We start from the raw sequence: 26260 nt of genomic DNA on the forward strand, positions 1-26260 counted from the left end.
CTCAAGCTGGAAAGCAACAGGGAGGTAGGCGTGGAGAATTTGAACGTGCAATCGTTGACGCCGGATCGCTGGGACGATTTTGAGGCGCTCTTCGGGCCTCGCGGTGCCTGTTATGGCTGCTGGTGCACCCATTTCCGGGTTCCGACGTCACAGCGCAAGACGATGGATGGAGACGCAAAGAAGCGCTTCATGCAGGAGCGCATTGCCGCCGGACCGCCGCCCGGCCTTCTCGGCTATATCGGCGAGCGCCCGGTTGCCTGGGTGCAGGTTGGTCCCCGTTCGGAGCTGCCGCAGTGGAATTCGCAGAAAACGGTATCGCGCCCGCTCGATCTGGCCGATGCTGAGGATAGCTCTGTCTGGGCCGTGAGCTGCTTCTTCATGAATGCGCAGGATCGCGGCAGGGGATATAGTCATCGCATGCTGTCGGAAGCCGTGAATTTCGCCAGGGCGTCCGGCGCGCGCCTGCTCGAGGGCTGTCCGATCGAGCGCACAAAGCAGTCGAAATCGGTCGGTCTCTATGTCGGCTCGCTGCGCATATTCGAGGCGGCCGGATTTTCCGAGATTGCCAAGCGCAAGGACGGGCGGCCATTGATGCGCCTCGTCCTCTGACATGGGCGGCTGGTTTCAGCGGATGATATGGGCCCGGAGCAAGGGGGCCGCCTGGCTCCATTCGTTCGCTTCGCTGATACCCGCCGGTGCGGAGGGCGCCATGCGATGAACGATGGAATCCGGCTTCAGATTGATCAGGAGGCAATCCGGAACATGTTCGCTGACCGAATGCAGATTGTGGGCCATGTCGTCGACGAAGGCGACCGGCAAAGCGCGTTCTGCATGCAACGATCGTACGATCGGCCCTTTCGGCTGCAACGACGCGAGCAGGGGATAGGCGAGCCCCAGCCGATCCAGAAGGCGCCGCCGCTGAGCCCAGAATTGCGGCGGCATGGCCGTGAGGAAAACGATATCGGCATCCCTAGAGAAATCGCCAAGCGTATCGACAACCCGATCGAATGGCGTCTGCCAGCGCTCTTGTGCTTCGAAGAAAGTGTCGATCAGCCGATGGACGTCTTTCTCCTCCAGCGCCGTTCCATTGAGCTTGGAAACAATATTGCCGGTCAGCCGGAAGGATCGCGGCAGGAATTCGTGACCCTCGCCATCAAGGAAAGTCAGGAAAGGCGCAAAGAAATGCAATACGACGTCATCGACATCGCAGACGATCAGAGGCCGATCCTGGAGGCGGATATGCGATGTATCGAATTCGAGCGCAGCATCCATCGTCAATATTCTCCGGAAGCGAGGCCAGGCGGCGAAAAATGCGCCGACGCGGCAGCAACAGCTTCGGGCGGAATGCCGCTTGCTTCGCAGAAGGCCAGCAATGTCGGCTCGTGGTGCATCAGGAAGTCCAGCATGCCCGCAAGAAAGGCGGGCTCGTTGATCGCGTTGCGCACCTGTGCCGGCTCGACGCCGGTAAGCGCCAGAAAGCGGCTGAACATATCCGGTTCATTGGCCAGCCAGCCGAGTACGGCAATGGCTGTCTCTTGCGGCTCAGCCGCATTCTTCTTCGGGTTCTTGAAGTTACTTTGCATTTTGAAGGGTGAGTTACCTATTTTTCAACCAAATCCCGGTAGTATGCGATTCAAGTATTTGTGGAATCGGTTCCTCGCGACCCTATATTTCGAGAGAATGGATGCAATACCGGATGCAGGGACATTTCTCCATGCCTAAACAGGTAATGATTGTAGAAGACAATGAGCTCAATATGAAGCTCTTTCGCGATCTGATCGAGGCGTCCGGCTATACGACGATCCAGACCCGGAACGGCATGGAAGCGCTTGATCTCGCGCGCAAGCATCGCCCGGACCTGATCCTCATGGATATCCAGCTTCCGGAGGTTTCCGGCCTGGAAGTCACTAAATGGCTCAAGGAAGACGACGATCTGCACGTCATCCCGGTGATCGCGGTCACCGCTTTCGCGATGAAGGGCGACGAGGAACGCATTCGCCAGGGCGGATGTGAAGCCTATGTCTCGAAGCCGATTTCCGTGCCGAAATTTATCGAGACGATCAAGACCTATCTTGGCGACGCCTGAAGATGGGAAGGGAATGATGACAGCGCGCATCCTGGTAGTCGACGATATCCCCGCCAACGTAAAGCTTCTGGAAGCACGGCTGCTGGCCGAATATTTCGAAGTGCTGACGGCCGAAGACGGTCTGAAGGCGCTCGACATCTGTGCGAGCACGCAGGTCGATTTGATCCTTCTGGATATCATGATGCCAGGCATGGATGGCTTTGAGGTGTGCGAGCGCCTGAAATCCGATCCCCGCACCGCCCACATACCCGTGGTCATGGTGACTGCGCTCGATCAGCCCGCCGACCGTGTGCGTGGCCTGAAGGCCGGTGCCGACGATTTCCTGACCAAGCCGGTCAACGACCTGCAGCTCATCTCACGCGTCAAGAGCTTGTTGCGCCTGAAGACGCTGAGCGATGAACTGCATATGCGCAACGAGACCGCGCGCAACTTCGGCATCGACGATCTGCTGCGCGCCGGCGATGGCCGCGCCGAAGAGGTCGGGCAGGTGCTTCTGGTCGACGGCCGCGCCAATTCGCAGGAACGAATCATTCGCACGCTCAAGCCGATTGCCCATGTCGTCGCCATGTCCGACCCGCAGGCGGCCTTGTTCGAAGCGGCGGAGCGGCCATTCGAGCTCGTGATCGTGAATTCGAATTTCGACGACCACGATCCGCTGCGGCTCTGCTCCCAGCTTCGCTCGCTGGAGCGTACGCGCTTTCTCCCCGTTCTGCTGGTGACCGAGCAGGGTGCGGATGAGATGATCATTCGCGCTCTCGATCTGGGCGTCAACGATTACATCGTTCGGCCGCTCGATCCGAACGAGCTGGTGGCCCGCTGTCTGACGCAGATACGCCGCAAACGCTATAATGACCGTTTGCGCGCCAGCGTGCAGCACACCATCGAGCTTGCCGTCACCGATGCGCTCACCGGCCTGAACAACAGGCGGTATCTGGATAACCATCTGAAGATCCTTTTCGATCGGTCGCTGGCGCGGGCACGGCCGCTCTCCGTCCTCATCGCCGATATCGATCGCTTCAAGCTGGTCAACGACACCTATGGCCATGATGCCGGTGACGAAGTGCTCAAGGAGTTCGCCACCCGCATCCGCTCCACCGTACGCGGCGCCGATCTCGCTTGTCGCTACGGCGGCGAAGAGTTCGTCGTTGTCATGCCGGACACACCCGCCGATATTGCTGCCGGCGTCGCCGAACGGCTGCGCGCTGCGGTAGAAAATATGCCGGTGCGGCTGAGGGATAGCGGCGTGGCGCTTAACATTACCGCCTCGTTCGGAATCTCGTGTCGTTTGGAGACAGTGGAGTCGCCGGAGCAGTTGATGAAGCAGGCCGATCGCGCACTCTATGAGGCGAAAAGAGCAGGGCGCAACCGAGTTGTCGCGTCAGCTGCCTGACCGGAAATGGGCCATTATAGGTAAGTTTCCCAGTGAATATTTGGGGGGATTCCTGAAGTTTTGAACGAGGCCCAAATGTTTTTGAACTTCATATTCTGGCCATAGCAGTTTCGGTCTCGTGAAAAATAACTCTCTTAGTTTTACTTATTGTTAGAGTGACAGTTGGTTGTTGTGGAGGTTGTTTTAACATATGTCGTATAAGTTGTTATAAAAGTCAGATTTATTTTCATTACTTTGATGGTCTTCGTGAAGATTGGCTGATTAATAGTCAAAATTTGCTTGTATGTGCGAATATTCTTAAGTATATGTATTTACAATTTGCCATTTATACGATAGTTTCATTTTTATTATTTGTATATTTTCAAATTTAATTTGTTAATTCTATAGAAAATTCTGCCGCCGAAGATGTGAATTTTAACCATCCGCGCAGACAGGTATTTTTCATCATTAAGAATTTGTTGATTTTCTTCCGATTTCGCGCGAATTTAGTCTCGTACAGAGACAGCCCCTAAGGGTTTCGAGATACCCCATGATGCTCAGGTCCGCCGCATCTCCTGGGTCGTGGGGTCGGTCGGCTGGCAGGCAAGAGATAACGGTTCCTCGTGCCGTTTTGCATGCTAGCCGGCCCCCAAACTCAAAACGCCGCTCTTCGTTTTTCGAAGGCGGCGTTTTTCTTTGAGGCAACCAGGCAATCTCTTTTGTAGTGCGTCTCGAATGGAAACGCTCGGCTGAGCTTGGAGCCGGAAAATGGCTGCAAAACAAAAAAGGCGCTAGCCAGCAGGCAGCGCCTTTTCAAAACCCTAGGTTTAGGAAACTTACTTGATCTTCGTTTCCTTGAACTCGACGTGCTTCTTAGCAACCGGGTCGTACTTCGTCTTCGTCATCTTGTCCGTCATCGTACGGCTGTTCTTCGTCGTGACGTAGAAGAAACCGGTGTCGGCCGTCGACAGCAGCTTGATCTTGATGGTGGTAGCCTTGGCCATGGTCGTCCTGCCTTTAATAAAAATGAACGCCGTGGACGGCCAGTGCGGAGGTCCACGGCGAATTCTGGCGCGAAACTACAAATCGCGCCCGAAAAGTCAACCCCTGTTGCCCATGAAAAGCAGCCGTATCCCCGAAAGCAGGACATAAAGGCCAAAGAAAAAGGCAACAGCCCAGGCAAAGCCGCTAGGATTAGCCAAATCCATGGCCGTGCCGATCGTCGGCGGGCCGAGAACCATGCCGATGGCATAGCAGAAGACGAAGGCTGCATTGGCCGCCACAAGGTCTGCGCCAGTCAGCCGCGTGCCCAGATGGCTGAGTCCGACCGTGTACATGCCGGAGACACAGCCACCCCAGAAGAGCAGAATGACGGCGAGAATGATCCAGTTCGAGGAGAGAGACGGCAGCAGCAGCGCGCCCACAAGGCCGATAATGGCCATGATCGACAACAAGGGCCGCTTGTCGCGCATACGGTCTGCAAGCAGCCCAAGCGGGATCTGAAAGACGAAATTGCCGACGCCCATGACGGTCAGCAGCAGCGCTGCTTGTGATTCGTTGAAGCCCAACCGCGTCGCGTAGCTGGTGAACAGGGAGCCGCCACCGACGGTGACGGCGCCGAACACGAAAACCGCAGCCGTCGCCGTCGGGACCAGGAAGATATAGCGTACGAAATGCAGTTCGGGCTTCTCGTCGATGAGCGGGCTTTCATTGCGGGCGATGAAGATCGGAATGGCGGCCGCCAGGATGATGCAGGCGCCGATGACAAAGGGCATGAGCCCTTCGCTGCCGACAAGCGAGAAGAGCAGGGGGCCGGCCGCAAAGCCGAGGGAGAAGACCGTGGAATACAGACCGAGCACGAAGCCGCGCTTGGAAGGCGGCGAGGCGGCATTGATCCAGAATTCCGACAGGATGAACAGCGTCGTCGTCGATCCGTGGAAGACGATGCGCAGCGGGAACCACAGGAGCAGGTTTTCCGCGTAGTAGAAGCCCAGCGAGCTCAGCGCGGAGAGTATGACGGCCCAGATCATCGTCTGTACGACGCCGAAACGATGCGCGAGTTTTGTCGTAATGATCGCGGCAAGCATGGCAGCTACGCCCATCATTGCCGTGTTCAGCCCGATCAGGCTCGAGGGTACGCCGCGTTTTTCCAGAATGATGCTGAGAAGCGGCAGGCCCAGGCCGATGGCAATGCCCACGGCGGACACCGACGCGATGGCTGCGACGAGCGAAGGCCAGTGAATCTCTTCGACATGGCCGGCCTTGTCGTTCGTCGGTTCAAGCATAAACGGATCCTTGGAGCGCATGGCAGGCGAATCGATCGGGACGTGGGAAACAGAAAGGCACGGCTCGGCCAAATTCAGGTGACGGGTCGGCTTTCATAAGATCGGTCATATTCCCGCAATGATCCTTTCGACGCCCGGCATGTTCAGACAAGAAATGGCGCTGATGTCAAGCCGTTGCCGGCAAAGCAATTCTTGCGAATCGCGAATATGCGACGAATCGATACCGGTTCTCGATAGAAAGCTGCGGCAATACGAAATGGCCGCGGCCAGTTGGGCGACCGTTGACACAGGCTGGCCAATATGGTCACGACCGGTTGTTTCCTTGGTCCCGTTCGTCCGGGCTGTCGTCATGGCCGCCGAAGCCATGCATGCGCAACGCCCATTGCAGGCCGATAACGCCGCCCTTGATGGGTTGTATGATGGCAAGTGCCGCGATGACGGTAATGGGAGCCCAGACGGCGAGATGCGCCCACATTGGCAGGCTGAAGGCCATATCCGTCATCATGTAGCCGCCAACGATGAGATGACCGAGAACGAAGATCACGAGGTAGGGCGGCAGGTCGTCTGCACGCTGATGAAAGATCTCTTCGTTGCACACGGCACAATGATCGACCGGCTTCAGGAAGGCGCCGAAGAGCTTACCCGTACCGCAGCGCGGACAGCGATTGAGCATGCCCCGGGAAATCGATCGGCCGAGCGGGCGTTCGTTTTCATCGGAGCCGCCATAGCGGATGGGGGAATCGGATGGACTGCCCGTCATGAATGCTCTTCCTTCTGGCCGGCAGCCGCCCCTTATCTGCGGCCGCGCGGCGGTCTCGTCCCCGGCGCTTTGCGTGCGGGGGTCTTGTTGCGGCGAGTTGCCTTGTGGAAGGAACGCACCGCCGTCGGCATCGGCCGCCCGTCGCTCAGCATTTCGAAGCGCAGCGCCCCGGCAAGCGGCACGGCTTCTGCCAGTTTTACGGTCACATCGTCGCCGAGACGGTAACCGAGCCCGGTCTTCTCGCCGGTCAGCGCCTGATGCGCCTCGTCGTAGATGAAGTAATCGGTGCCGAGCGTAGATATAGGGATGAAACCATCGGCGCCATAGTCGGGCAGGGTGACAAAAAGTCCCGACTTGGTGACGCCGCCAACGCGTGCCTCGAATTCCGCGCCGACACGGCCGGCAAGGTGATGGGCGATCAGCCGGTCCACGGTCTCGCGTTCGGCCGCCATGGCGCGGCGCTCGAAGGTGGAGATTTCAGCCGCGATATCGTCGAGCGATGCCTCTTCGTCCGGGGTGATGCCGCCTTCGCCGAGGCCGAGCGAGCCGACGAGCGCGCGATGCACGATCAGATCCGCATAACGGCGGATCGGCGAAGTGAAGTGCGCGTATTTCATCAGGTTGAGGCCGAAATGCCCGATGTTGTCGGGGCTGTAGATCGCCTGGCTCTGCGAGCGCAGCACCATCTCGTTGACCATGGTCTGATGCGGCGTGCCCTCCGCTTTCGCGAGGATGCCGTTGAAGCTGTTGGCGCGGACGTTGCCGCCCTTGGCGAGCGACATGCCGAGCGTCGCCAGGAATTCGCGCAGCACCTCCTGCTTGGCGAGCGTCGGCCCGTCATGGATGCGGTAGACGAGCACTTGTTTCCGCTTCTCAAGAGTCTCGGCTGCGGCGACGTTCGCCTGGATCATCATCTCTTCGATGAGCTTGTGCGCGTCGAGGCGCGGCGGCACGAAGACGCGATCGACCGTGCCGTCAGGCTTGAGCAGGATCTTGCGCTCGGGCATGTCGAGCTCGAGCGGCTGGCGCCGGTCGCGGCCCTTCTTCAGAATGTTGTAGGCGTGCCAGAGCGGCTTGAGGATCGGCTCCAGCATCGGCCCCGTCTTGTCATCGGGCTGGCCGTCGATCGCCGCCTGTGCCTGCTGGTAGGAAAGCTTGGCGGCGCTCTTCATCATGATGCGATGGAAGGTGTGCCCCGCCTTGCGCCCTTCCTTGGAGAAGACCATCCGCACCGCGAGGGCAGGGCGGTCGACGCCTTCCTTCAGCGAGCAGAGATCGTTGGAGATGCGCTCGGGCAGCATCGGCACGACGCGGTCCGGGAAATAGACCGAGTTGCCCCGTTTCAGCGCCTCGCGATCGAGCGGCGAGTTCGGGCGCACATACCAAGAGACATCGGCGATGGCGACGGTGATGATCACGCCGTCCGGATTGTCGGGCGAGGGATCCATTTCGGCATAGACGGCATCGTCATGGTCCTTGGCGTCGGCCGGATCGATTGTTATCAGCGGCAGGCTGCGCCAATCCTCGCGATGGGACATCGTTGCGGGCTTGGCCGCATCGGCCTCCGCAATAACTGCAGCGGGAAAGACATGCGGGATGCCGTGGGCATGAATGGCGATCATCGAGATCGCCTTTTCAGAGGCGACCGAACCGACGACAGACAGTACTTTGGCGCGTTGCAGGCCGAAACGGCCAAGGCGTGCCACTTCGACTTCGACCAGATCGCCGTCCTTGGCGCCCCCGGTATAATCCGGATCGATCACCATTTCCTCGCCGCGCCGTTCGATCGGCATCAGTCGGCCGCCACCGCCGGGCGTCTCGCGGAAGACGCCCATGGAGGCGCCTTGCCGCTTGTCGATGACCTTGATGATGCGGGCCGTATAGGCAGGGCCGCCGCGATCCACCGCCGGGAAGATCTTCGCGAGAACGCGGTCGCCCATGCCGGCGACGGGCGCCTTGCCCTTGCCGTTACGGCCGGCAGGCGATGAGGATTGCTTGATCATCACGGCCGGTGCAACACCGTTTTCATCTGCCCATTCGGCCGGGCGGCCGATCAAACTGCCATCCTTGTCGCGGGTGGTGATATCGAGAACGGCAATCGGCGGCAGCGCGCCGGGGCGGATGAGCGACTTGCGGCTCTTCTGCACCATGCCTTCTTCTTCGAGTTCGCGCAGCAGTTCCTTCAGCGCGACGCGGCTCTCGCCTTTCAAGCCGAAGGCCTTGGCTAGCTCGCGCTTGGAGGCCTGCTGCGGATGATCGGCGATGAAGCGCAGAATGACCTCGCGCGGCGGCAGGACGCCGTGGACGATAGCCATCATGGGCTCGGCATCGCCGCCTGCCTTACCGGCGCGGCCGGGTTTGCCGGAATGCCGTTCCGACGATGGGATCCTGCCGCGCGGTTCTCTGCTCACTCTGCACTCTTCTTTTTCGCTGCCGTCTTGGCCGGGGGCTTCTTTGCAGCAGCCTTCGGCTTGGCGGTCGTTTTCGTCGCTTTTGCGCCAGCTGCCGCAGTCTTTGCTTTGGCGGGCGCCTTCTTGGTGGTGCTGCCGCTCTTGCCGGCCTTCGCAGCAATCAGAGCCAAGGCCTCCTCGACCGTGATCGCCTGCGGATCCGTACCCTTCGGCAAGGTGGCGTTGACCTTGCCCCAGTTGACATAGGGGCCATACTTGCCGTCGCGGACCGTGATCGAGCCACCGCCGTCCGGATGCTCGCCGAGATCCTTCAGCGCTGCAGGAGTGCCGCCGCGTGCCCTGCCGCCAGCCGCCTTGTTCTGCCTTTCGGCAATCAGCGTCACGGCACGGTTCAGGCCGACGGTGAAGACGTCTTCCACGCTTTCGAGGTTGGCGTAGCTGCCGTCATGCAGAAGGAAAGGTCCATAGCGGCCGATGCCGGAAGAGATCATCTTGCCGCTTTCCGGGTGCTTGCCAATGTCGCGCGGCAGCGAGATCAAAGCCATCGCCTTTTCGTAGTCGATATCCTCGGGCTTCCAGCCTTTCGGCAGCGAGGCGCGCTTGGCATCCTTGCCGTCACCTCGCTGGATATAGGGTCCGAAGCGGCCCGAACGCAGCGTCAGCTCTTCACCGGTGACCGGATCGGCACCGAGCGCCTTCGGCTCGTTCAACCCATTGGATTCGGCTTCAGCGCCGCCTTCGGAAGAAAGCTGGCGGGTGTAGTTGCATTCCGGATAGTTCGAGCAGCCGACGAAGGCGCCGTATTTGCCGAGCTTCAGCGACAGGTTGCCCGTGCCGCAGACCTGGCAGATGCGCGGATCGCTGCCGTCTTCGCGCTTCGGGAAGACGAGCGGCGCCAGCGCCTCGTTCAGCGCGTCGAGCACGTTGGTGACGCGCAGTTCTTTGGTGTCTTCGATCTGGGCGAAGAAATCGCGCCAGAAGTCGCGGAGCACGTCCTTCCAGTTCAGTTCGCCGGCCGAGATGCGGTCCAGCTTCTCTTCGAGATCGGCGGTGAAGTCGTATTCGACGTATTTGGTGAAGAAGCTTTCGAGAAAGGCGGTGACAAGCCGGCCCTTGGCCTGCGGCAGCAGCTTGCGCTTGTCGATCGTCACGTAGTCGCGGTCACGCAGTGTCGCGAGCGTTGCGGCATAGGTCGATGGACGGCCGATGCCGAGTTCTTCCATCTTCTTGATCAGCGACGCTTCCGAATAGCGCGGCGGCGGCTCGGTGAAGTGCTGCGTCGAGTTGATCTTCTGCTTGGCGAGGTTTTCGCGAGCATTGATTTCGGGCAGGCGACCATCTTCGTCGTCGGCATCGTCACTCTGTTCGCCGTCTTCCTTCTGGTCGGTATAGGCGGCGATGAAGCCGTCGAAGCGGATGACGGAGCCGACGGCGCGCAGGCCTGCCTTCTTGCCGGCATTGTCGGCAAGGATTTCGACGGTGGTGCGCTCGATCTCGGCCGATGCCATCTGGCTGGCGATGCCGCGCTTCCAGATCAGGTCGTAGAGTCTGAGCTGGTCGGCATCGAGGAACTTGCGGACGCGGTCCGGCGTGCGATCGAAATCGGTCGGACGAATGGCTTCGTGCGCTTCCTGGGCATTCTTCGCCTTGGTCGAGTAGAAGCGTGCCTTCTCCGGTAGGTATCGGTTGCCGAATTGATCGGCAATGGCGTGTCGCGCCGCATCGATCGCTTCCGGCGCCATCTGCACGCCGTCCGTACGCATATAGGTGATGAGACCGACCGTCTCGCCGCCGATATCGACACCTTCATAGAGCTTCTGCGCGACCTGCATGGTGCGCGAGGCCGAGAAGCCGAGCTTGGAGGAGGCAGCCTGCTGCAGCGTGGACGTAGTGAAAGGCGGTGCCGGATTGCGCTTGACCGGCTTTGCCTCGACGCTGTCGACGACATAGGCGGCGCCTTCGAGCAATGCCTTCAGCTTGCCGGCCTCTTCGCCATTGCCGATTGCGCGCGGCTGCAGGCGCTTGCCGTCGGCGGCGACCAGGCGCGCCTCGAATTCATCGCCGCGCGGCGTCTTCAGGATTGCCGAAAGGTTCCAGTATTCTTCGGAAATGAAGCGCTCGATCTCGGATTCTCGGTCGCAGACGAGACGAAGTGCGACGGACTGCACGCGGCCGGCCGAGCGGGCGCCAGGCAGCTTGCGCCACAGGACCGGCGACAGGTTGAAGCCGACGAGATAGTCGAGGGCGCGGCGGGCGAGATAGGCATCGACCAGCGGCACGTCGATATCGCGCGGGTCGGCCATCGCGTCGAGCACGGCCTTCTTGGTGATGGCGTTGAAGACGACGCGCTTCACCGGCTTGCCGTTGATGACGCGCTTCTTGTTGAGCAGGTCGAGCACATGCCAGGAAATAGCTTCACCCTCGCGATCCGGGTCGGTCGCGAGGAACAGGCCGTCGGAGGATTTCATCGCGTCGGCGATGTCCTTCATGCGCTTTTGCGAAGCGCCGTCGACTTCCCACAGCATTTCGAAATCTTGATCCGGCAGCACCGAACCGTCTTTGGCGGGCAGGTCGCGCACATGGCCGAAGGAAGCAAGAACCTTATATCCGGGTCCCAGATATTTGTTGATTGTCTTGGCCTTGGCAGGCGATTCCACCACTACTACATTCATCATTAAGTCTCTGAATATGAGGTCGCGCCGGTATAAGGCGCGGGAGATACCGGTTTTTTCCGTCTTCCCGGCCTTCCGACATGGACAGGGAAATCGTCGCGGTCAAGAGGCGAAGGCGATTTTTGCGCTTGGCGTGACGATGCGATGCTTAGAATTGGTACGCGTGTCACAGTTTTCAATCCAGCATGGAGATCGACACCAGCCCGCCGGGATGGCGATGCAGCCGGCCGGCCATGTCCAATTCGAGAAGGACGGAATGAACAGCCGATATCGGTAGGCCGGTATGGCGGGCGATGTCGTCGATTTCGACCGGCGTCGGCCCGAGCGCCTCGACGATGTGGTCGCGCTCCGCATCATCGGGCGGTGTCGAGAGCGGCTTACGCCTTTCGACGGGCGCTTCGGGAGGGCGCGGATGGAAGAGATCGGGCTCGGCGAGCGGCCGCAGCGCCTCGACGACATCGTTCGGCGTCGTCACGATCATCGCGCCGTCCTTGAGCAGGCCGTTCGTGCCTTCGCAGCGAGGATCGAGCGGCGAGCCGGGAACGGCAAAGACGAGCCTGCCGAATTCGCCGGCAAGCCGCGCCGTAATCAGAGAGCCGGAGCGCGTTGCCGCCTCGACGACCACGACGCCGAGTGAGATGCCGGCGATCAGGCGGTTGCGTCGCGGGAAGTCGCGAGCCCTCGGCTCCCAGCCGAAGGGCATTTCGCTGACGGCAAGTCCGTTGCCGTCCCAGATTTCGTTCAGCAGGCTGATATTCTCGGGCGGGTAGGGCTGGTCGAGCCCGCCCGCCATGGCGGCGATCGTGCCGGTCGCGAGGCTGGCGCGGTGGGCAGCCGTATCGATGCCGCGCGCGAGGCCCGAGACCACGGCATAGCCGGCCTCGCCGCAGAGGCGGGCGATCATGGCGGTGAATTTTGCGCCGCTGATCGAAGAGTTTCGCGAGCCGACCATGCCGATGGCCGGTCTTGTCGCTGTGGGCATGTTACCTTTGACCGCAAGAAGCGGCGGCGCGCCGTCGATCTCCCGAAGAGCAGGAGGATAGTCCGGTTCGCCGATGCCGACGAAGCGTGCGCCAAAGCGATGCGCTGCTTCCAGCTCCCGCAAGGCGTCCCGTTCATCGGCGATGCGGATGGCCCGTGTCGAGCCGCCGCGCTGCGAAAGCTCCTGCAGCATGGCAAGTGCTGCTTCGGCCGAACCGTAGTGATTGATGAGATCGCGAAAGGTGGACGGTCCGACATTGTCGGAGCGGATGAGCCTGAGCCAGGCGATCCTTTGTTTTTCGGTCAGCGCAACTCCGGTCCGTCTTGCGCTGCCTGTGTCCATTACCCCTTCGCTCCGATCTTGCTTTCCGTCCCGGTGGTGAGCCGGGCGATGTTGGCCCTGTGCTTGTACCAGGAGATGATGGTCATCAGCGCCATGGCGGCGGCGATCTTATCGACGCCCAATATCCACAATACAACCGGGATGACAAGGGTTGCAACCAGCGCGGAAAGCGAGGAGTAACGGGTGGTGAAGGCGATGACCAGCCAGATGATGGCGAAAATCAAGGCCATCAGCGGCGCCAGGCCAAGCAGGATACCCAAATAGGTCGCGACGCCCTTGCCACCCTTGAAGCCGATCCAGACCGGGAAGATATGACCGATGAAGGCCGCGAAACCAGCGAGCACCGCCGCGTCATTGCCGAAGAAATGCGCGACGATCAACACGGCGACGGTGGCCTTGAAGGCGTCGAGCAGCAGGGTCGCGGCCGCAAGCCCCTTGTTGCCGGTGCGCAGCACATTGGTCGCGCCGATATTGCCCGAGCCGATGTTGCGCACGTCTCCTAACCCGGCCATGCGGGTCAGCAACAGGCCGAAGGGAATGGAGCCGAGCAGGTAGCCGATGACGAGGGCGGCCAGCGCGGTCTGTGGGGAAAGCTGCCAAGTCCAGAAGTCCGCCATCACGTCTTATTCTCCGTAAATTCCGGGCCTGTCCTAGAGGCTATGAACCAGCTTGCCGGCAACATAGGTTGCAACAGCCCTGCCGCTCATTCTCGCATCTTCGAAGGGTGTATTCTTCGAGCGCGACAGAAGCATGTCTTTTGCGACAAGCCAAGGCTCGTCGAGATCGACAAGCGCAATATCGGCCTTGGCGCCGGGCTTCAGCGTGCCCGCAGCGAGCCCGAAGATCTGTGCCGGCCGCGTCGAGAGCGCATCGACGAGCCGCATCAGGCTGACCTGGCCGCTGTGATAGAGCCGGAGCGCGGCGGGTAGCAGCGTCTCGAGTCCGACGGCACCGTCTTCCGCCTCTCCGAATGGCAGGCGCTTCGTATCCACATCCTGCGGGTCATGCGAGGAGACGATGATGTCGATCGTGCCGTCTGCCAGAGCTTCGATCATGCCCGTGCGGTCGTCTTCGGAGCGCAGCGGCGGATAGAGCTTGAAGAAGGTCCGATACTCGCCGATGTCGTTCTCGTTGAGCGCGAGATTGTTGATCGAGATACCGCAGGTAACCTTGGCCCCGCGCGAGCGGGCGAGGCGAATGGCCTCCGCCGATTCCGGCACCGAAATCATCGCTGCATGATAATGACTGCGCGTCAGCGTCGCGATGCGCAGGTCACGTTCCAGCGGGATCAACTCGGCTTCCTTCGGAATGCCTGAGAGCCCGAGCCAGCTTGCGAGCAAGCCTTCATGCATGACGCCGTTTGCGCCGAGATATTTGTCGCGCGTCTCGCAGGAGATCACCGCGCCGAATTCGCGCGCATAGGTCATCAGACGGCGCAGAACCTGGCTGTCGTGGACGCTGGAATGGGCGTCGGTGAAAACAACGGCGCCGGCTTCCCGCAGCAGGCCGATCTCGGTCATTTCCTCGCCGGCGAGCCCTTTGGTGAGGGCTGCGGCCGGGTAGACGTTGACGACGGCCGTGTCGCGCGCCGTCTTCCTGACGAACTCAACGAGGGCGATATCGTCGATGACGGGATCCGTGTCCGGCATCATGATGAAGGAGGTGACGCCGCCTGCCGCTGCCGCACGGCTCGCGGAGGCGATCGTTTCGCGATGTTCACCGCCGGGTTCGCCAACATGCACGCGGGCATCGACCAGACCCGGGATGGCAACGAGCCCGTTGCAATCGCGAACGGTCGCACCCTTAGGAACCCCGTGGTTCTTCGCATCCTTGCCGGATGCAACGATCACGCCGTTTTCGACAACGATCGTGCCGACCTCGTCGAGATTGCGCGAGGGGTCTACGATACGGACGTTCTGGAGAACGATCGAGTTGCTCATGCGCCCACTCCCTCGCTGCGAGGTCCTTGGTTCTGTGAAACGAGCAGGGTTTCCATCACGGCCATGCGGACAGCGACGCCCATTTCCACCTGTTCGGCGATGACGCTTTGCGGGCCGTCGGCCACTTCGGAAGCGATTTCCACCCCGCGGTTCATCGGGCCGGGATGCATGACGAGCGCATCCTCCTTGGCGGCCTTGAGGGTTTCCGCGTCAAGCCCGTAGAAGTGATAGTATTCGCGCACCGAGGGCACGAAGGCGCCGGACATGCGCTCGCGCTGCAGCCGCAGCATCATCACGACGTCGGCGTCCTTTAGTCCTTCCTTCATCGAATGGAAGACTTCGACGCCCATGTCGGCGATGCCGGCCGGCAGCAGGGTGGCGGGCGCCACGACGCGGACGCGCGCTCCCATGGCGTTCAGGAGTAGAATGTTGGAACGGGCCACGCGCGAATGCAGGACGTCGCCGCAGATCGCGACGATGATGCGCGAGAGCTTGCCCTTGGCGCGGCGGATCGTCAGCGCGTCGAGCAGGGCCTGCGTCGGATGCTCATGCTGACCGTCGCCGGCATTGACCACGGAGCAGGAGACCTTCTGCGCCAGCAGCGCGGCAGCACCGGCGCTCGAGTGGCGGATGACAAGCACGTCGGGCCGCATGGCGTTCAGCGTCATCGCCGTATCGATCAGCGTCTCGCCCTTTTTGACCGAGGAGTTGCCGACCGACATGTTCATCACATCGGCGCCGAGCCGCTTGCCGGCCAGCTCAAAGGAGGCTTGAGTGCGTGTCGATGCTTCGAAGAAGAGATTGATTTGCGTGAGGCCGCGAAGCGTCGACGTCTTCTTCTCGCGCTGGCGGCTTATCTTGACCGCTTCGTCCGCCTTGTCGAGAAGATAGGTGATATCCTGCTCGGTGAGGCCTTTGATGCCGATGAGGTGGCGGTGGGGAAAGAAGACCATGGACCTGCCCTCTGAATGTCGTCACGGGGTCTATAGAGAGGGAGCGCGAAAGGGGCAAGCGCGCGCATGCGAAGACCCTGCTTGTTCCCCATGCAATTTCGTCCGAATCCCGCTACAGCAGCTATGCTGTTCGGAGACGTAACTTCCAGTTTCCTTTTGCAACCCTCTTGCTCTACAAGCGATTCATGACCCAACCGACCCGGACTGATGACCCATTTGCCGACCTGAACCAGCCGAGCCTCTGGACCGGCATCAATGCCTATCGTTCCGATCCGCTGATTGTCGATCTGACCTCTGCATTGCCGCGTTCGATACGGGAAGACCTGGAGCAGCTGGGCCGTTTCGTCACTTCGCATGAGGCGCAGGAACTGGCTCGCATGGCGAACCAGGGTGCTCCACAATTGCGCACGCATGGTCCGCGCGGCGAGCGTCTCGATGTCGTGGAATACCATCCGGCCTGGCATGCGCTGATGCGCCGCTCCATGGCCTCTGGCCTGCATTCCTCGATCTGGGATGCCCAGGCCGATCCGGAAGCGAAAGGCCAGTCGCACAAGGTGCGCGCCGCGCGCTTCTATCTGACGGCGCAGCTCGAATGCGGCCATCTCTGCCCCCTGACGATGACCAGCGCCTCGGTGGCTGCGATGATGGCGTCTCCGGCCGTGCAGAAGGACTGGGCGCCGAGGATTCTCTCGCGCAAGTATGATTCGTCCAACAAGCCTGCCATGCAGAAGTCGGCCGTCACCATCGGCATGGGCATGACGGAGAAGCAGGGCGGCACCGATGTGCGCGCCAACAGGACGACCGCCGACAAGGTGAGCGAGGGCATCTACCGGCTTTCCGGCCATAAATGGTTCATGTCGGCGCCGATGAGCGATGCCTTCATCATGCTCGCCCAGACCAAGGACGGCATGGGCTGCTTCCTTGTGCCGCGGCTGCTGGAGGACGGCTCGGCCAACGGCCTGCATTTCCAGAGGCTCAAGGACAAGCTCGGCAACCGCTCGAATGCTTCCTCGGAAGTCGAGTTTACTGACACGTTCGGCTTTCTGCTCGGGGCGCCGGATGGCGGCATCCGCACGATCCTCGATATGGTGACGCTGACGCGGCTCGACTGCGCGCTGGCCTCCGCCGGCATCATACGGGCTTCATTGGCCGAAGCCGTGCATCATGCGCGCGGCCGCAGCGTCTTCGGCAAGATGCTCGTCAACCAGCCGATCATGACGCGCGTGCTCGCCGACATGGCGCTCGACGTCGCTGCCGCGACCGCGCTCGCCTTCCGTCTGGCCGAGGCCTTCGATAAGGCGAGCGGCAGCAGCGAAGACGCCGCCTATGCCCGCGTGATGACGCCGGTTGCCAAATATTGGTGCTGCAAGATCGCACCGGCGCTGATCTACGAAGCCATGGAGTGCATCGGCGGCAGCGGCTACATCGAGGAGCGCCCGATTGCCCGTCATTATCGCGAGGCTCCCGTCAACGCGATCTGGGAAGGCTCCGGCAACGTCATGGCGCTCGATGTGCTCCGCGTTTTGAACCGCGGCAGGGACCTGTTCGAGACTGTCTTTGCCGGTCTTGCCCGCGATCTCGGCCCGGCCGGCAAAAAGACGATCGAAGTCCTGCGTGCGGCCATGGCGCTTTGCGAGCAGGATGAGGGCGCGGCGCGCCTGCTGGTCGAGCAGATGGCGCTCGCAGCCGGTGCGGCCGAGCTTTATCGCCTCGGCGCGGGCAAGATCGCCGATGCCTTCATCGAAACCCGCCTGGCCGGCGGCTGGCGCGCGACTTACGGCATGCTCGATGCGCGTTTCGACGCGAGCTATATCGTCGATCTTCTTTATCCGCCGGCTACGTAAGCATGGTTTCCATTCGAACCGTTCGGCTGGAGGATATCGACCAACTCTACGCCATCTCGCTTTCGACCGGCGATGCCGGCAAGGACGCGGCGCCCCTCCATCGCGACGGCCGCCTGATCGGGCACATCTATTCCGCGCCCTACGCCACGCTTCATCCCGAGCTGGTCTTCGTTGCCGAGGATGAGGAGGGTGTCTTCGGCTACATCGCCGGTGTCTTCGATACGATCGCCTTCGACGAACGGCTGGAGCGCGAGTGGTGGCCGCACCTGCGGGGGCTCTACGCCGATCCCGAGGGCGATCCGGCCCTTTGGGATGCGGATCAGAAACGGATCTCGGCGATCCATCATCCGAAGCAGGCGCCGGCGATCCTTATCGAACAATTCCCCGCACATATTCATATGAACCTGCTGCCGCGAGCCCAGGGCAAAGGCGTGGGTACTGCACTGCTGGATCGCTGGATGGAGAATGCCCGGCTCGGCGGCATCAAGGGCATTCATCTCGGCGCTAACTCCGGCAATCACAGCGGCATCCGCTTCTGGTCGTCGCGCGGCTTCGTCCCCGTGGAACTTCCGCCGGGCCTGGCGTCCGAAACCACTGTATGGTTTGGTCAGTTTCTCTAATCTGTGGATTCGCGGGCCTTGATCAGCTCGCACCGGGGCGGCTCCGTTGTTCGGGGCCACGCAGCTTGCTATTCACCGATCGGTGACAGATTGGAGTCGAGTCGATGGCCGTCGCAAACACTGCCGTTAAAATCCCTTTGGAAATGCCTGTCGTGGAAAAGCGCGTGCGCAATCGCGCCGCAACCGAACAGGCCATCCTCGATGCCGCCAAGCGGCTCCTGGCAGAGGAGGGGTTCCAGAATTTCGGCATCAATGCGGTCGCCCGCGGCGCCGGCTGCGACAAGCAGCTGATCTACCGCTACTACGGCGGCCTCAATGGCCTGGTAGAGGCCATTGGAACCGACCTTGGCAGCTGGGTGGCGGATCGCATCCCCGACGATACCGGCGGCATGTTCCTCCTCACCTACGGCGATCTGATGGAACGGCTCTCGCTGCTGTTTCTCGACGCCTTGCGCGCCGACCCCTTGATGCGCCGCATCGTCGCCTGGGAAGTGTCCGAAAGCAGCGAACAGGTCCGCCGCCTGTCGGAAGCGCGCTCCAAGGCGCTCGCCGGCTGGATCGAGCGTATGCGCGGCTCGCTGGTGCCGCCCAAGGGCGTCGATGCTCAGGCGGTCAATGCCATGATCTTTGCGGCCATCCAGCACATCGTGCTGGCGTCGGCCGTCAGCGACCAGTGTGCCGGGCTTGCCTTGAAAAACAACAGGGACTGGGAGAAGGCGGCAACCGCTTTGAAGCGGATCGTGCGCGGCGTCTACGGCTGATGCCGACCCTCGAGCATGATGCCGAAAAGTGTTAGCGGTTTTCGGATGACATCATGCTCTACTTATTTGATTCTAGAGCGGATTCAGATTTTAGGTCGAACAGACCTAAAATCATCCGACTCTAGGCGAGGGATATCCACAAACCCGCTCCGCCGTTAACCTTAACAAATGGTTTACGTTGCGCGGCAACGGTTAACTCGTCAGTGTTAGGAGACGATTAGTTAACCATCAAGCGTGCAGCCATGGGGTCGAAACCCGCAAAATTAGTGTTTCTCGTTACGGCGATGATGTTCTTCGCCGTACTCGCACTAGATATAACGCTGCCCGCAATGGTGTTGAGCGCCATGGCGCTGTCGAACTGGCTCGTCCTTTCGGCTGGCACGACGCAATATCCGCGTCGGAGAGGTACCGCATGAAGTGGTTGTTGATTTGCTGGGCCGCCCCGGTCTCGTTCCTCGGGGCATGGTATTATCTGTCGTACTACGACATGAGCTTCGGCATCTTCATGCTGACGCGGCAGATGCACGATCTGGTGTTCGAGATCTACGGCAAGATCCTTGGCATTCCGCCGGAAACCATTCCGCCGCTGGTCGCCCGCGCCATCGCTTTCGACAGCGTATTGGTCTTCGCGATCTACGGCTTTCGCCGCCGCGCTGCCATCATCGAATGGTGGTGCCGCCGTCAGGCGTCGAGATCGGACAAGGTTGCCCTTCCGAGTGCCGACAGCCTGTCCAACGCCCCCTGAAGAATGAAGCTCGCCGCCGCCGAGTCGATGCGCTCGGCGCGCTTGGCACGCGAGACGTCCATTTCCAGCAGCGCCCGTTCGGCCGCAACGGTCGAAAGCCGCTCGTCCCAGAAAACGAAGGGCAGGGCGGTCTTTTCCGACATGCTGCGCACGAAGGCGCGCGTTGCCTGCACGCGCGGCCCGGCTGAGCCATCCATATTGATCGGAAGCCCTATGACGAAGGCCGCGACCTTTTCCTTCTCGGCGAAGGCAAGCAATGTTTCGGCGTCCTGCGTGAACTTCACTCGCTTGATGACGGGGCGTGGCGTCGCAAAGCGCCGCCCGAGATCGGACATGGCAAGGCCGATCGTCTTGGTGCCGAGATCGAGGCCGGCGACGGCCTGACCGGGCAGGAGCATCACGGCTAGGTCTTCGATGGTCAGCGTCGTCATCGGGGTCATGCTCCTGTCAAAACAAATTGAAGCCAAGGCCGCTTTTCTTTGCGGTGGTTTGGGATATTTCCTAGACACCAGCACTGTATTTCAAATCAAGTCTTAAGGAGCAATCCAATGAAGATCACCTGGCTCGGCCATGCCGCCTTTCGTATCGAAACGGCCAAGGCGAAAATACTCATCGATCCTTTCTTCACCTATAATCCTTCCTTTGCCGCTGCCGGCCTCAATATGAAGGAGGCGGTCGAAGGCGTGACCCATATCCTGCTGACGCACGGCCATGCCGACCATGTCGGCGACACGGTCCAGATCGCCAAGGATACGGGCGCCGTCGTGCTCGCCAATGCCGATCTCGCATCCTGGCTCGGCATCAAGGGCGTGGAGAAGCTGGAAATGGGCAATACAGGCGGCACCGTCGGTCTCGGCAGCTTCTCGGCCACCTTCACCAATGCCCTGCATTCCTCTGCTCAGATCACCGAGGATGGCGTTTCCCACGCGCTCGGCAATCCGAACGGCCTGATGTTGCATTTCGACGACGAGCCGACGCTGTTCCATATGGGCGATACCGACATCTTCTCGGATATGGGCCTCATCAACGAACTGCATCAGCCCGATATCGGCATCGTGCCGATCGGCGACCGCTTCACCATGGGCGGTGCTGTGGCCGCGCTCGCCTGCCAGCGCTTCTTCAGCTTCAAGACCGCGATTCCCTGCCACTACGGCACTTTCCCGATCATCGATCAGACTCCGGAAAAGTTCATCGCCGGGCTGGAAGGTTCCAAGACCGTGGTTGCGGCGCCGAAGGCTGGCGAGAGCGTTTCTGCTTAACGATACCCGTTGCGTATGGCGGACATGGTCTTTATAGCGATAGGAAAAATCCTATCCGGAGAATGCCATGTCCGTCGATCTCGCCACCGTCAAACGCGTCGCCCATCTTGCCCGTATCGCCGTCAATGAAGACGAAGCGCAGCGGATGATGGGTGAGCTGAACGGCATTCTGGGCTTTGTCGAGCAGCTCTCCGAAGTGAATGTCGATGGCGTCGAAGCCATGACCTCGGTAACCCCGATGGCGATGAAGAAGCGCACCGATGAGGTGACCGACGGCAACAAGGCCGCCGACATCGTCGCCAATGCGCCGAATACCGTTCAGAATTTCTTCCTGGTGCCCAAAGTCGTCGAATAACGGCTCTCTTCGAGCCCGTTCCGACCCGCTGCCTAATCCCAGATCTGAAGCGAAACAAAATGAGCGAACTGACCAGCCTGACCATTGCCGAAGCCCGCGCCAAGCTGCGCGCCAAGGACATCACCGCCACCGAACTCACCGAGGCCTATATCGCGGCGATCGATGCGGCCAACGGTCAGATCAACGCCTATATCGCGGTGACGCCCGAAAAGGCGCGCGAGATGGCCAAGGCCTCGGATGCGCGCTTGGCTAGCGGCAAGGCCGGCGCGCTCGAAGGCATCCCGCTTGGCATCAAGGATCTGTTCGGCACCGAAGGCATCCATACCCAGGCCTGCAGCCACATTCTCGACGGTTTCAAGCCGCGCTATGAATCGACTGTCACGCAGAACCTCTGGAACGACGGCGCCGTCATGCTGGGCAAGCTCAACATGGACGAGTTCGCCATGGGATCCTCCAACGAGACCTCCTATTACGGCCCGGTGATCAACCCCTGGCGTGCCGAGGGGTCCAACCAGCAGCTCGTTCCGGGTGGTTCGTCCGGCGGTTCGGCTGCTGCCGTTGCAGCACACCTCTGCGCCGGTGCGACCGCCACCGACACCGGCGGTTCCATCCGCCAGCCAGCCGCCTTCACCGGCACCGTCGGCATCAAGCCGACCTACGGCCGCTGCTCGCGCTGGGGCATTGTCGCCTTTGCTTCGTCGCTCGACCAGGCCGGCCCTATTGCCCGCGACGTGCGCGACGCCGCCATCCTCCTGAAGTCGATGGCAAGCATCGATGCGAAGGACACGACCTCCGTCGACCTGCCCGTGCCGGATTACGAAGCCTCGCTCGGCCAGTCGCTGCGCGGCATGAAGATCGGCATTCCCAACGAATATCGCGTCGATGGCATGCCGGAAGAGATCGAAACGCTCTGGCAGCAGGGCATCGCCTGGCTGAAGGACGCCGGCGCCGAGATCGTCAACATCTCCCTGCCGCACACCAAATATGCGCTGCCGGCCTATTATATCGTTGCGCCTGCCGAGGCATCCTCGAACCTCGCCCGCTACGACGGCGTCCGCTACGGCCTGCGCGTCGACGGCAAGGATATCGTCGACATGTACGAGAAGACCCGCGCCGCCGGCTTCGGCCAGGAAGTGAAGCGCCGCATCATGATCGGCACCTACGTTCTGTCGGCCGGCTACTACGACGCTTACTATCTGCGCGCCCAGAAGGTCCGTACGCTGATCAAGCGCGACTTCGAGCTTGCCTTCAACGCCGGCGTCGACGCGATCCTGACGCCCGCCACGCCGTCCTCCGCCTTCGGCGTCGCCGACGAGGAACTCGCTTCCGATCCGGTGAAGATGTATCTCAACGACATCTTCACGGTGACGGTCAACATGGCCGGTCTTCCGGGCATCGCCGTCCCCGCCGGCCTCGACTCCAAGGGCCTGCCGCTCGGCCTGCAGCTCATCGGCAAGCCGTTCGAAGAAGAGACCCTGTTCAAGACCGCCCACGTCATCGAACAGGCCGCCGGCAAGTTCACGCCAGCGAAGTGGTGGTAACGGGTCTAACGATCCGAGCGATGAATACGGCCGACCATGGCGCTTTCGCCAGTCGAAAAGGTTCATCTCGGGAAAACGTTGGTTTGATTTTACGCTAACGGCGTATCGCGGCGGCAGAAGCCGCCGCGACCGATTGCTATCTATTATTCAATTGCGCTCTCACCAGCCGTAGCCCCTTGTCGCTGATGCGGTAGGGATCGCCGTCAGTGGATTTGATGGCCTTGAGGCGTTTCAGCCTGCGGAAGAGGTCGATGCCGAAATCGGGGTAGAGCCAGCCGTCGCGCGTGAAGCAGGAGACGGTTTCGATCTTCTTATTTTCACTGCGTTCGGTTTCAATGCGCCCGCCCTGAGCGAGCAGGTGCAGGATGCGCTGTTCTGCGCGGGAGATGTCCATTGTTGTCAGAATCCGTATAGCGCCAAAAGGCGCACAAAAACGATCCGAAGCTTCCCTCAAGGGAAGTCGGGGCTTCGTTTTTTTCAGGCCCGGCACGCAAGAAGACTTGCGAGCGGGCCTTTACCGGGATTGACAAAAGTTAGACATCAAAACTCCATTGACGCGCACTGTCTAAAGCAGGTTGTGCTTCGCCGTCAAGCTCAACTCACCCGACGTGCTTCCCGCCGTCAAACAGGACGGCGAATCTCGCCGCTGGCAAAAGCCTCTGGCCGGTGCTTTACTGCTCACAAATGACGGGGGACCGATGATCCATATTCGCAATGCCCATGAAGGCGAAACCAAGGTGCTGGCAAGTATCGGCCTGCGCTCCTGGCAGAAGGCGATGGGCGCGATCGGTGGGATGGGCGAGCTGCTGGAAAGCGCAAGCGAGGCTTTTTCGAATTTTACCCGCAATCTCTGGCTGACGATCACGGTCATCGAGCTGAACGGCGAGGCGGTCGGGTGGGCTGCGCGCGAAGCGCTGGACGAGGCGATCTCGGATTTCTGGATCGATCCGGATTTCGCGAGGCGAGGCCTCGGCTCAGCGCTTCTGGAGCGCATCGAGCAGGATGTGCGCGAGCAGGGGCTGGAAAAGATTTCGCTACAGAGCCATGCGGGAAACACGGATGCCATCGCCTTCTTCAAGGCGCGCGGCTTTGAAATCCACTGGTTGTCGATCGTCTATTCCCCGAAGCTTGACGGTGATGTGCCGACCGTCGGGCTTTCCAAATCGTTGGTCGATGAGAGCGATGGCGCTTACGGACCGGGCATATAGCGCATCCGCGGATGCCGAAAGCCTTGCGCCGCCTCGCCAATTGCTCTACCTCACCAAAGCAGAAAACAGCATCATACAAGAGCTTCCCATGACCATTGTCGACGTCCGTACGCCAGATCCGAAACGCTTCATTCCCGGTGCCACCGGTGACTGGGAAGTCGTTATCGGGATGGAAGTCCACGCCCAGGTGTTGAGCAACTCCAAGCTCTTCTCCGGCGCATCGACGGAGTTCGGCAATCCTCAGAATTCCAATGTCTCGCTCGTCGATGCCGCCATGCCCGGCATGCTGCCCGTCATCAACGAGGAGTGCGTCAAGCAGGCCGTGCGCACGGGTCTCGGCCTGAAGGCTAAGATCAACAATCGTTCGATCTTCGACCGCAAGAACTATTTCTATCCCGACCTGCCGCAGGGCTATCAGATCTCGCAGTTCAAGGATCCGATCGTTGGCGAAGGCAAGATCGTCATTTCGCTCGGCCCCGATCGCCAAGGCCAGTTCGAGGATATCGAGATCGGCATCGAGCGCCTGCATCTGGAGCAGGATGCAGGCAAGTCGATGCACGACCAGCACGCCACCATGTCCTATGTCGATCTCAACCGCTCCGGTGTGGCGCTGATGGAAATCGTCTCCAAGCCGGACATCCGCTCGTCGGACGAGGCGAAGGCCTATATGACGAAGCTGCGCTCGATCGTGCGTTATCTCGGCACCTGCGACGGCAACATGGACGAAGGCTCAATGCGCGCCGACGTCAACGTCTCGGTGCGCCGCCCCGGCGGCGAATTCGGCACGCGCTGTGAAATCAAGAACGTCAACTCCATCCGCTTCATCGGCCAGGCGATCGAATACGAAGCGCGCCGGCAGATCGGCATTCTGGAAGATGGCGGCACGATCGATCAGGAGACCCGTCTGTTCGATCCGAACAAGGGCGAGACCCGCTCGCTGCGCACCAAGGAAGATGCGCATGACTATCGCTATTTCCCCGATCCGGATCTGTTGCCACTCGAATTCGACGACGCCTTCGTCAAGGGACTTGGCGAGCATCTGCCGGAACTGCCCGACGATAAGAAGGAGCGTTTCGTTCGCGAACTCGGCCTTTCGATCTACGACGCATCCGTGCTCGTCTCGGAAAAGGCGATCGCCGATTATTTCGAAGCCGTTGCCGCTGGCCGTGACGGCAAGATGGCTGCCAACTGGGTCATCAACGACCTGCTTGGCGCCTTGAACAAGTCAGGCAAAGGCATTGAAGAGACTCCGGTTTCGCCCGCCCAGCTCGGCGCGATCATCGATCTCATCAAGGCCGAAACCATCTCCGGCAAGATCGCCAAGGATCTGTTCGAAATCGTACTCAACGAGGGCGGCGATCCCGCCGAGATCGTTGAATCGCGCGGCATGAAGCAGGTCACCGACACCGGTGCCATCGAAAAGGCAGTCGACGAGATCATAGCCGCCAACCCGGATCAGGTCGCCAAGGTCAAAGCGAAGCCGACGCTTGCCGGCTGGTTCGTAGGTCAGGTGATGAAGTCGACGGGCGGCAAGGCCAATCCGCAGGCCGTGCAGGCGCTGGTTAAGGCCAAGCTCGGCATCGAAGAGGAATAATCGGTGTTCTTCGTGCGCACCGCCAGCGAGCAGGATCTGGAAAAGGTCCGCTCTCTGCTCGGAGAGACTTGGCATACGACCTACGACCATATTTACGGTCGCGACAAAGTTAGCGAGTTGCATGCCTCCTGGCATTCGCCTGCTTCGCTGAAGGCGCGGTTGGCGAACAAGAACTCCGAATTCCTGGTCGCGGATGACGGCAGGACGATCGGCGGCATGGGCTATGCCGCCATGTCCAAAGAGATGGCCAAGACCGTCATGCTGTACATGCTCTATGTCGGCCCGCGCTACCAGCGCCAGGGCATCGGCCGCGATATTTTCGCCGAGCTGGAAACCTGCTTCCCGGATGCGGAAATCATGCGTCTGGAAGTCGATCCGCAAAACGAGCCCGCGATCTCCTTCTACAAAGCGCATGGCTTTGTCGAAGTCGGCCACGCGGACAATAGCGGGCAGGGGCAGTCGGGCATGCCGACGCTGATATTCGAAAAGCCATTGGCTACGTAGTGGCCGGCAGGCTTTTAGCTGCGTTGCCG

The 26260-nt window shown here is 60.8% G+C and carries 27 protein-coding genes; 14 read left to right on the forward strand and 13 right to left on the reverse strand.

Translation table 11 applies throughout. The features are described 5' to 3' along the window. Positions 1-30 precede the first annotated feature (30 nt). Entirely contained in the window at positions 31-609 is a 579-nt protein-coding gene (locus GA0061102_RS05615; RefSeq protein WP_092844850.1) for a GNAT family N-acetyltransferase, read from the forward strand. Between the two features lie 15 nt (positions 610-624). Here the strand turns inward: GA0061102_RS05615 and GA0061102_RS05620 are convergent, their stop codons facing one another. Beyond that, positions 625-1272 carry a hypothetical protein gene (locus GA0061102_RS05620; protein WP_092844852.1) on the reverse strand — a complete coding sequence of 216 codons (648 nt, stop codon included), beginning with the start codon at positions 1270-1272 and terminating at the stop codon, positions 625-627. Positions 1273-1274: 2 nt separating this feature from the next. Further along, complete coding sequence (locus GA0061102_RS05625) at positions 1275-1583, reverse strand: DUF3572 domain-containing protein (protein WP_092844854.1); 309 nt, start codon at positions 1581-1583, stop codon at positions 1275-1277. 131 nt (positions 1584-1714) lie between these two features. On the opposite strand from GA0061102_RS05625, the gene GA0061102_RS05630 reads away from it, so the two are divergent. Together GA0061102_RS05630 and GA0061102_RS05635 are read left to right on the forward strand one after the other, a co-directional pair. Next, positions 1715-2086: a response regulator gene (locus GA0061102_RS05630; RefSeq protein WP_028754034.1), complete on the forward strand. Its 372-nt coding sequence runs from the start codon at positions 1715-1717 to the stop codon at positions 2084-2086. A gap of 16 nt (positions 2087-2102) precedes the next feature. Continuing rightward, positions 2103-3476: a PleD family two-component system response regulator gene (locus tag GA0061102_RS05635; protein ID WP_092845257.1), complete on the forward strand. Its 1374-nt coding sequence runs from the start codon at positions 2103-2105 to the stop codon at positions 3474-3476. A gap of 815 nt (positions 3477-4291) precedes the next feature. On the opposite strand, the gene rpmG is transcribed toward GA0061102_RS05635, so the two are convergent. The 9 genes from rpmG to GA0061102_RS05680 form a co-directional block, all read right to left on the reverse strand. After that, complete coding sequence (gene rpmG / locus GA0061102_RS05640; protein WP_003547442.1) at positions 4292-4459, reverse strand: 50S ribosomal protein L33; 168 nt, start codon at positions 4457-4459, stop codon at positions 4292-4294. A gap of 96 nt (positions 4460-4555) precedes the next feature. Beyond that, a complete protein-coding gene (locus GA0061102_RS05645; RefSeq protein WP_092845259.1) occupies positions 4556-5740 on the reverse strand; it encodes an MFS transporter in 1185 nt (394 codons plus the stop codon). A 304-nt stretch (positions 5741-6044) separates the two neighbouring features. Continuing rightward, complete coding sequence (locus tag GA0061102_RS05650; protein WP_092844856.1) at positions 6045-6500, reverse strand: DUF983 domain-containing protein; 456 nt, start codon at positions 6498-6500, stop codon at positions 6045-6047. A 32-nt stretch (positions 6501-6532) separates the two neighbouring features. Further along, positions 6533-8911 (reverse strand): ribonuclease R, encoded by a 2379-nt coding sequence (gene rnr, locus GA0061102_RS05655; RefSeq protein WP_092844858.1) that lies wholly within the window; start codon positions 8909-8911, stop codon positions 6533-6535. Continuing rightward, positions 8908-11583 (reverse strand): type I DNA topoisomerase, encoded by a 2676-nt coding sequence (gene topA / locus GA0061102_RS05660; protein ID WP_092845261.1) that lies wholly within the window; start codon positions 11581-11583, stop codon positions 8908-8910. Before topA ends, rnr begins: the two co-directional genes overlap by 4 nt. Before the next feature lie 175 nt (positions 11584-11758). Then, the gene (dprA, locus tag GA0061102_RS05665; RefSeq protein ID WP_092844860.1) at positions 11759-12907 is read right to left on the reverse strand and encodes a DNA-processing protein DprA; all 1149 of its coding nucleotides are present in this window, start codon (positions 12905-12907) and stop codon (positions 11759-11761) included. Continuing rightward, complete coding sequence (plsY, locus tag GA0061102_RS05670; RefSeq protein WP_092844862.1) at positions 12907-13524, reverse strand: glycerol-3-phosphate 1-O-acyltransferase PlsY; 618 nt, start codon at positions 13522-13524, stop codon at positions 12907-12909. The genes dprA and plsY overlap by 1 nt, the downstream gene beginning before the upstream one ends. A 33-nt stretch (positions 13525-13557) precedes the next feature. Continuing rightward, positions 13558-14847 carry a dihydroorotase gene (locus GA0061102_RS05675; protein WP_092844864.1) on the reverse strand — a complete coding sequence of 430 codons (1290 nt, stop codon included), beginning with the start codon at positions 14845-14847 and terminating at the stop codon, positions 13558-13560. Continuing rightward, positions 14844-15800: an aspartate carbamoyltransferase catalytic subunit gene (locus GA0061102_RS05680; RefSeq protein ID WP_092844866.1), complete on the reverse strand. Its 957-nt coding sequence runs from the start codon at positions 15798-15800 to the stop codon at positions 14844-14846. The genes GA0061102_RS05675 and GA0061102_RS05680 overlap by 4 nt, the downstream gene beginning before the upstream one ends. Before the next feature lie 185 nt (positions 15801-15985). On the opposite strand from GA0061102_RS05680, the gene GA0061102_RS05685 reads away from it, so the two are divergent. From GA0061102_RS05685 to GA0061102_RS05700, 5 genes are all read left to right on the forward strand, one after another. Beyond that, complete coding sequence (locus GA0061102_RS05685; protein WP_092845263.1) at positions 15986-17644, forward strand: acyl-CoA dehydrogenase family protein; 1659 nt, start codon at positions 15986-15988, stop codon at positions 17642-17644. A 2-nt stretch (positions 17645-17646) separates the two neighbouring features. Beyond that, positions 17647-18264, forward strand: a complete 618-nt coding sequence (locus GA0061102_RS05690) for a GNAT family N-acetyltransferase (RefSeq protein ID WP_092844868.1) — start codon at positions 17647-17649, stop codon at positions 18262-18264. Between the two features lie 104 nt (positions 18265-18368). Next, on the forward strand, positions 18369-19025 hold the full coding sequence (locus tag GA0061102_RS05695; protein ID WP_092844870.1) for a TetR/AcrR family transcriptional regulator: 657 nt from the start codon (positions 18369-18371) through the stop codon (positions 19023-19025). A gap of 242 nt (positions 19026-19267) precedes the next feature. Next, positions 19268-19441, forward strand: coding sequence for a hypothetical protein (locus GA0061102_RS33105; protein ID WP_167667918.1), 174 nt, complete (start codon positions 19268-19270; stop codon positions 19439-19441). Continuing rightward, positions 19438-19770: a DUF6105 family protein gene (locus tag GA0061102_RS05700; RefSeq protein WP_092844872.1), complete on the forward strand. Its 333-nt coding sequence runs from the start codon at positions 19438-19440 to the stop codon at positions 19768-19770. Before GA0061102_RS33105 ends, GA0061102_RS05700 begins: the two co-directional genes overlap by 4 nt. Here the strand turns inward: GA0061102_RS05700 and ruvX are convergent. Beyond that, a complete protein-coding gene (gene ruvX, locus GA0061102_RS05705; protein ID WP_092844874.1) occupies positions 19707-20201 on the reverse strand; it encodes a Holliday junction resolvase RuvX in 495 nt (164 codons plus the stop codon). The genes GA0061102_RS05700 and ruvX overlap by 64 nt on opposite strands. A 117-nt stretch (positions 20202-20318) precedes the next feature. Between ruvX and GA0061102_RS05710 the strand changes: the two genes are divergently transcribed. From GA0061102_RS05710 to gatA, 3 genes are all read left to right on the forward strand, one after another. Continuing rightward, on the forward strand, positions 20319-21029 hold the full coding sequence (locus tag GA0061102_RS05710; RefSeq protein WP_092844876.1) for a metal-dependent hydrolase: 711 nt from the start codon (positions 20319-20321) through the stop codon (positions 21027-21029). A 67-nt stretch (positions 21030-21096) separates the two neighbouring features. Beyond that, a complete protein-coding gene (gatC, locus tag GA0061102_RS05715) occupies positions 21097-21384 on the forward strand; it encodes an Asp-tRNA(Asn)/Glu-tRNA(Gln) amidotransferase subunit GatC (RefSeq protein ID WP_092844878.1) in 288 nt (95 codons plus the stop codon). A gap of 59 nt (positions 21385-21443) precedes the next feature. Beyond that, positions 21444-22925 (forward strand): Asp-tRNA(Asn)/Glu-tRNA(Gln) amidotransferase subunit GatA, encoded by a 1482-nt coding sequence (gatA, locus tag GA0061102_RS05720; protein WP_092844880.1) that lies wholly within the window; start codon positions 21444-21446, stop codon positions 22923-22925. A gap of 136 nt (positions 22926-23061) precedes the next feature. Here the strand turns inward: gatA and GA0061102_RS05725 are convergent, their stop codons facing one another. Continuing rightward, the gene (locus GA0061102_RS05725; RefSeq protein WP_092844882.1) at positions 23062-23319 is read right to left on the reverse strand and encodes a YjhX family toxin; all 258 of its coding nucleotides are present in this window, start codon (positions 23317-23319) and stop codon (positions 23062-23064) included. 304 nt (positions 23320-23623) lie between these two features. Between GA0061102_RS05725 and GA0061102_RS05730 the strand changes: the two genes are divergently transcribed. The 3 genes from GA0061102_RS05730 (at position 23624) to GA0061102_RS05740 (ending at position 26231) form a co-directional block, all read left to right on the forward strand. Then, a complete protein-coding gene (locus tag GA0061102_RS05730) occupies positions 23624-24133 on the forward strand; it encodes a GNAT family N-acetyltransferase (RefSeq protein ID WP_092845265.1) in 510 nt (169 codons plus the stop codon). An 88-nt stretch (positions 24134-24221) separates the two neighbouring features. Next, a complete protein-coding gene (gene gatB, locus GA0061102_RS05735; protein WP_092845267.1) occupies positions 24222-25727 on the forward strand; it encodes an Asp-tRNA(Asn)/Glu-tRNA(Gln) amidotransferase subunit GatB in 1506 nt (501 codons plus the stop codon). A gap of 3 nt (positions 25728-25730) precedes the next feature. Further along, positions 25731-26231, forward strand: a complete 501-nt coding sequence (locus GA0061102_RS05740) for a GNAT family N-acetyltransferase (RefSeq protein WP_092844884.1) — start codon at positions 25731-25733, stop codon at positions 26229-26231. Positions 26232-26260 lie beyond the last annotated feature (29 nt).

Source organism: Martinezella miluonensis (assembly GCF_900094545.1).
GTDB lineage: Bacteria > Pseudomonadota > Alphaproteobacteria > Rhizobiales > Rhizobiaceae > Rhizobium > Rhizobium miluonense.

Coding starts and splice junctions, on each gene's coding strand:
- GA0061102_RS05620 (WP_092844852.1), bottom strand. CDS start 1,272: ATGGATGCTGCGCTCGAATTCGATACATCGCATATCCGCCTCCAGGAT.
- GA0061102_RS05625 (WP_092844854.1), bottom strand. CDS start 1,583: ATGCAAAGTAACTTCAAGAACCCGAAGAAGAATGCGGCTGAGCCGCAA.
- GA0061102_RS05630 (WP_028754034.1), top strand. CDS start 1,715: ATGCCTAAACAGGTAATGATTGTAGAAGACAATGAGCTCAATATGAAG.
- GA0061102_RS05635 (WP_092845257.1), top strand. CDS start 2,103: ATGACAGCGCGCATCCTGGTAGTCGACGATATCCCCGCCAACGTAAAG.
- rpmG (WP_003547442.1), bottom strand. CDS start 4,459: ATGGCCAAGGCTACCACCATCAAGATCAAGCTGCTGTCGACGGCCGAC.
- GA0061102_RS05645 (WP_092845259.1), bottom strand. CDS start 5,740: ATGCTTGAACCGACGAACGACAAGGCCGGCCATGTCGAAGAGATTCAC.
- GA0061102_RS05650 (WP_092844856.1), bottom strand. CDS start 6,500: ATGACGGGCAGTCCATCCGATTCCCCCATCCGCTATGGCGGCTCCGAT.
- topA (WP_092845261.1), bottom strand. CDS start 11,583: ATGAATGTAGTAGTGGTGGAATCGCCTGCCAAGGCCAAGACAATCAAC.
- dprA (WP_092844860.1), bottom strand. CDS start 12,907: ATGGACACAGGCAGCGCAAGACGGACCGGAGTTGCGCTGACCGAAAAA.
- plsY (WP_092844862.1), bottom strand. CDS start 13,524: ATGGCGGACTTCTGGACTTGGCAGCTTTCCCCACAGACCGCGCTGGCC.
- GA0061102_RS05675 (WP_092844864.1), bottom strand. CDS start 14,847: ATGAGCAACTCGATCGTTCTCCAGAACGTCCGTATCGTAGACCCCTCG.
- GA0061102_RS05680 (WP_092844866.1), bottom strand. CDS start 15,800: ATGGTCTTCTTTCCCCACCGCCACCTCATCGGCATCAAAGGCCTCACC.
- GA0061102_RS05685 (WP_092845263.1), top strand. CDS start 15,986: ATGACCCAACCGACCCGGACTGATGACCCATTTGCCGACCTGAACCAG.
- GA0061102_RS05690 (WP_092844868.1), top strand. CDS start 17,647: ATGGTTTCCATTCGAACCGTTCGGCTGGAGGATATCGACCAACTCTAC.
- GA0061102_RS05695 (WP_092844870.1), top strand. CDS start 18,369: ATGGCCGTCGCAAACACTGCCGTTAAAATCCCTTTGGAAATGCCTGTC.
- GA0061102_RS33105 (WP_167667918.1), top strand. CDS start 19,268: ATGGGGTCGAAACCCGCAAAATTAGTGTTTCTCGTTACGGCGATGATG.
- GA0061102_RS05700 (WP_092844872.1), top strand. CDS start 19,438: ATGAAGTGGTTGTTGATTTGCTGGGCCGCCCCGGTCTCGTTCCTCGGG.
- ruvX (WP_092844874.1), bottom strand. CDS start 20,201: ATGACGACGCTGACCATCGAAGACCTAGCCGTGATGCTCCTGCCCGGT.
- GA0061102_RS05710 (WP_092844876.1), top strand. CDS start 20,319: ATGAAGATCACCTGGCTCGGCCATGCCGCCTTTCGTATCGAAACGGCC.
- gatC (WP_092844878.1), top strand. CDS start 21,097: ATGTCCGTCGATCTCGCCACCGTCAAACGCGTCGCCCATCTTGCCCGT.
- gatA (WP_092844880.1), top strand. CDS start 21,444: ATGAGCGAACTGACCAGCCTGACCATTGCCGAAGCCCGCGCCAAGCTG.
- GA0061102_RS05725 (WP_092844882.1), bottom strand. CDS start 23,319: ATGGACATCTCCCGCGCAGAACAGCGCATCCTGCACCTGCTCGCTCAG.
- GA0061102_RS05730 (WP_092845265.1), top strand. CDS start 23,624: ATGATCCATATTCGCAATGCCCATGAAGGCGAAACCAAGGTGCTGGCA.
- gatB (WP_092845267.1), top strand. CDS start 24,222: ATGACCATTGTCGACGTCCGTACGCCAGATCCGAAACGCTTCATTCCC.